The organism is Craterilacuibacter sp. (genome assembly GCF_051659485.1).
Taxonomy (GTDB): domain Bacteria; phylum Pseudomonadota; class Gammaproteobacteria; order Burkholderiales; family Chromobacteriaceae; genus Craterilacuibacter.
The window spans coordinates 1-2,559 of sequence record NZ_JBOFOO010000070.1 but is presented as its reverse complement, the minus strand read 5'-3'; the positions used below and the strand labels follow the sequence as shown (position 1 = coordinate 2,559).

Annotated in this window: 4 protein-coding genes; all 4 read right to left on the bottom strand. The window is 60.7% G+C overall.

Annotation, left to right across the window (positions count from 1 at the left end):
* Positions 1–193: 193 nt before the first annotated feature.
* On the bottom strand, positions 194–691 hold the full coding sequence (locus ACRC1E_RS02375; RefSeq protein WP_438513506.1) for a universal stress protein: 498 nt from the start codon (positions 689–691) through the stop codon (positions 194–196).
* 84 nt (positions 692–775) lie between these two features.
* The gene (locus ACRC1E_RS02370) at positions 776–1,150 is read right to left on the bottom strand and encodes a cupin domain-containing protein (protein ID WP_438513505.1); all 375 of its coding nucleotides are present in this window, start codon (positions 1,148–1,150) and stop codon (positions 776–778) included.
* A gap of 103 nt (positions 1,151–1,253) precedes the next feature.
* A complete protein-coding gene (gene rlmF, locus ACRC1E_RS02365; protein WP_438513504.1) occupies positions 1,254–2,225 on the bottom strand; it encodes a 23S rRNA (adenine(1618)-N(6))-methyltransferase RlmF in 972 nt (323 codons plus the stop codon).
* Between the two features lie 4 nt (positions 2,226–2,229).
* A partial coding sequence (locus ACRC1E_RS02360) for a prolyl oligopeptidase family serine peptidase (RefSeq protein ID WP_438513503.1) occupies positions 2,230–2,559 on the bottom strand: 330 nt, incomplete at its 5' end.

Below are 2,559 nucleotides of genomic sequence, written 5' to 3'. Positions count from 1 at the left end.
GACTCGGGACTCGGGACTCGGGACTCGGGACTCGGGACTCGGGACTCGGGACTCGGGACTCGGGACTCGGGACTCGGATTTCAGTGTTGCGAACCGACCCAAGCACGTCAACACCGCGAGTCCCGATTCCCGGCTCCCCGATCCCGAAAAACCAAACCCGCCAGCCACCCCCTATTCCCTATTTCCCATTCCCTTACAATACCGGCCGCTTGGCAAACAGCTTGTTTTCATCGTCGTCATGCACATTGCGCACGATCAGCAAGGGCAGCGGTGACATGCGTAGCAGGGTTTCTGCGAAGCTGCCCATCAGCAGGGTCATCAAGCCACCACGGCCGTGGGTGCCGACTACGACCAGATCGGCATGACTATCGCGCGCCGCAGTCAACAACACCTTGGCCATGTCCTTGGGGCCATCCCAGCTTTCCAGCAACAACTGGGCTATGTGTTCGATGCCGGCCTGGCGCGCCTCGGCCTCGGCCTCGGCCATGATCTGTGCGCCGCGTTCCTGTGCCAGCACATGCAGGTCCTGATTGCCCAGCATCCCGACCCCTTCGACACTGATATCGCGCAAGCTGGTCACGTGCACCAGAATCAACCGGCCCTGCCTGACCTGCGCCAATTTGATGGCCTCCTGCAAGGCCAGCGCCGCATTATGGCTACCATCCAGTGCGATCACGATATTCTGGTACATGCTGCATCCTTTCAGTGTTTAACAATGCCTGTCTGATTGTTCGCCTTTTTCGCCGGCGCAGCCAGTCATTAAATCAATAAAAACCTAATCTGCGGCAGCTGCCTGCTCGAAAACGGCATAGGTTTTTTTGGCCGGTTCCAGCACTTGCCACACGCCCTCGAAACCGGCCGGAATCACAAAATGGTCACCGGCTTGCAGCATCACCTCGCCCCCTTTGGCATCACTGACCCGAACCAAGCCTTCCAGCAGGGTGCAGAATTCGTGTTCGCTGTATTTCACCCGCCATGAGCCCTTGCCTCCAGACCAGATGCCGGCGTGAAACTGGCCACTGGGGTCGGAATAATGATTATCTACCCGCTGCCGGCATTCGCCTTCGATGTGGCGCTCGGCGGCGGCAACAAACGTGTCGCCCGCAACCGGGTGACGGGCAAACACGATAATATCCGGTGTACTTTTCATGGCTCTCTTCCGTGGGTGTGTCTATTATTTTGCACAAATGTGACACATATAGCCCCCAGCCTTCAAGCCATCACCCGATATAAATATCATGTCGGCCCGAACTTCAAGCGGCCGGTGCCAGCGCCCGGGTACGCGCCTCCGCGTCCATAAAGCTCCACGCCACGATCCGGCTCAGCTTTTGCCCCTGCCCCATGGCCAGTACCCGGACTTCGACGGCACCAGCCTGCTTCAACGCATAGCGCAGATCAGGCAGATTCTCCGACTTGGACAGCAGTGTGGTAAACCACACGCATTGCGTAGCGAACTGCCGGCTTTCAGCCAGCATGCGCCCGACAAATGCCGCCTCGCCGCCTTCGCACCATAGTTCGTGGCTGCGGCCGCCGAAATTCAATAGCGGCTTGCCGCTTTTCTTGCCCGACAGATTGCCGACCTTGCGCCGGCTGCCGGCCGTCGCCTCGGCCGCCGAGGCGTGAAATGGCGGATTGCACAGCGAAAAAGCATAGCGTTCGCCGCTACGGATAATGCCGTCAAAGATGGCTGTGTCGGCCGCCTGCAAGCGGCAACTCACGGCGCCGGCGAGCGAGGCATTGGCCGCGATAATGGTTTCGGCACAACGGATCGCCTGCGCATCGATATCGCTACCGACAAAACGCCAGCCGTATTCGGCGTGGCCCAGCAGCGGGTAGATGCAGTTGGCACCGACGCCGATATCCAGGCCCCGTATCGCCGCACCGCGCGGGATTTCGCCGCCGCAGTCGCCCGCCAGCAGGTCGGCCACGGTGTGGATATAGTCGGCACGCCCCGGTATCGGCGGACACAGAAAACCATCTGGAATGTCCCAGTGCGCGATGCCGTACTGCGCGGCAAGCAGAGCGCGGTTGAGCGCCTTCACGGCCAGCGGCTCGGCAAAGTCTATGGTGGATTCGCCCGCCGGATTACTTTTCACAAACGGCGCAAGTTCGGGGCTGGCAGCCAGCAGCGCGGTAAAATCGTAGCGCCCCTGATGGCGGTTGCGCGGATGCAGGCCGGGCTTTTCCGCCTGTGGTTTTTGATTCGGTTTTTTTAATTTGAGCATGATTTCAGTCCATCAACTGGCGGTAGAGATAAACCAGCACCCGTGCCAGTTCTTCGGCGGTCTGTGCCTGCGCGGCATTGCCGCTGTGGCCGCCACCGGCGGTCTCCAGCAGCAAGGCGTCATGCCCCAGCTCGGCCAGACGCGCCACCATCTTGCGCGCATGCCCCGGGTGCACGCGGTCGTCCTTGGCGCTGGTGGTAAACAGTGCCAGCGGATAGTCAGCATCGGCCTGTACATGATGGTAGGGCGAATACGCCGCCAGCGCCGCGCGCTCGCTTGCATCGTCCGGGTCGCCATATTCGTCTATCCAGCTGGCACCGGCCAGCAGCTCGGT

Bases quoted from the DNA above. Each gene is read 5' to 3' on its own strand.
- ACRC1E_RS02375 (WP_438513506.1), bottom strand. From the start codon at position 691: ATGTACCAGAATATCGTGATCGCACTGGATGGTAGCCATAATGCGGCG.
- ACRC1E_RS02370 (WP_438513505.1), bottom strand. From the start codon at position 1,150: ATGAAAAGTACACCGGATATTATCGTGTTTGCCCGTCACCCGGTTGCG.
- rlmF (WP_438513504.1), bottom strand. From the start codon at position 2,225: ATGCTCAAATTAAAAAAACCGAATCAAAAACCACAGGCGGAAAAGCCC.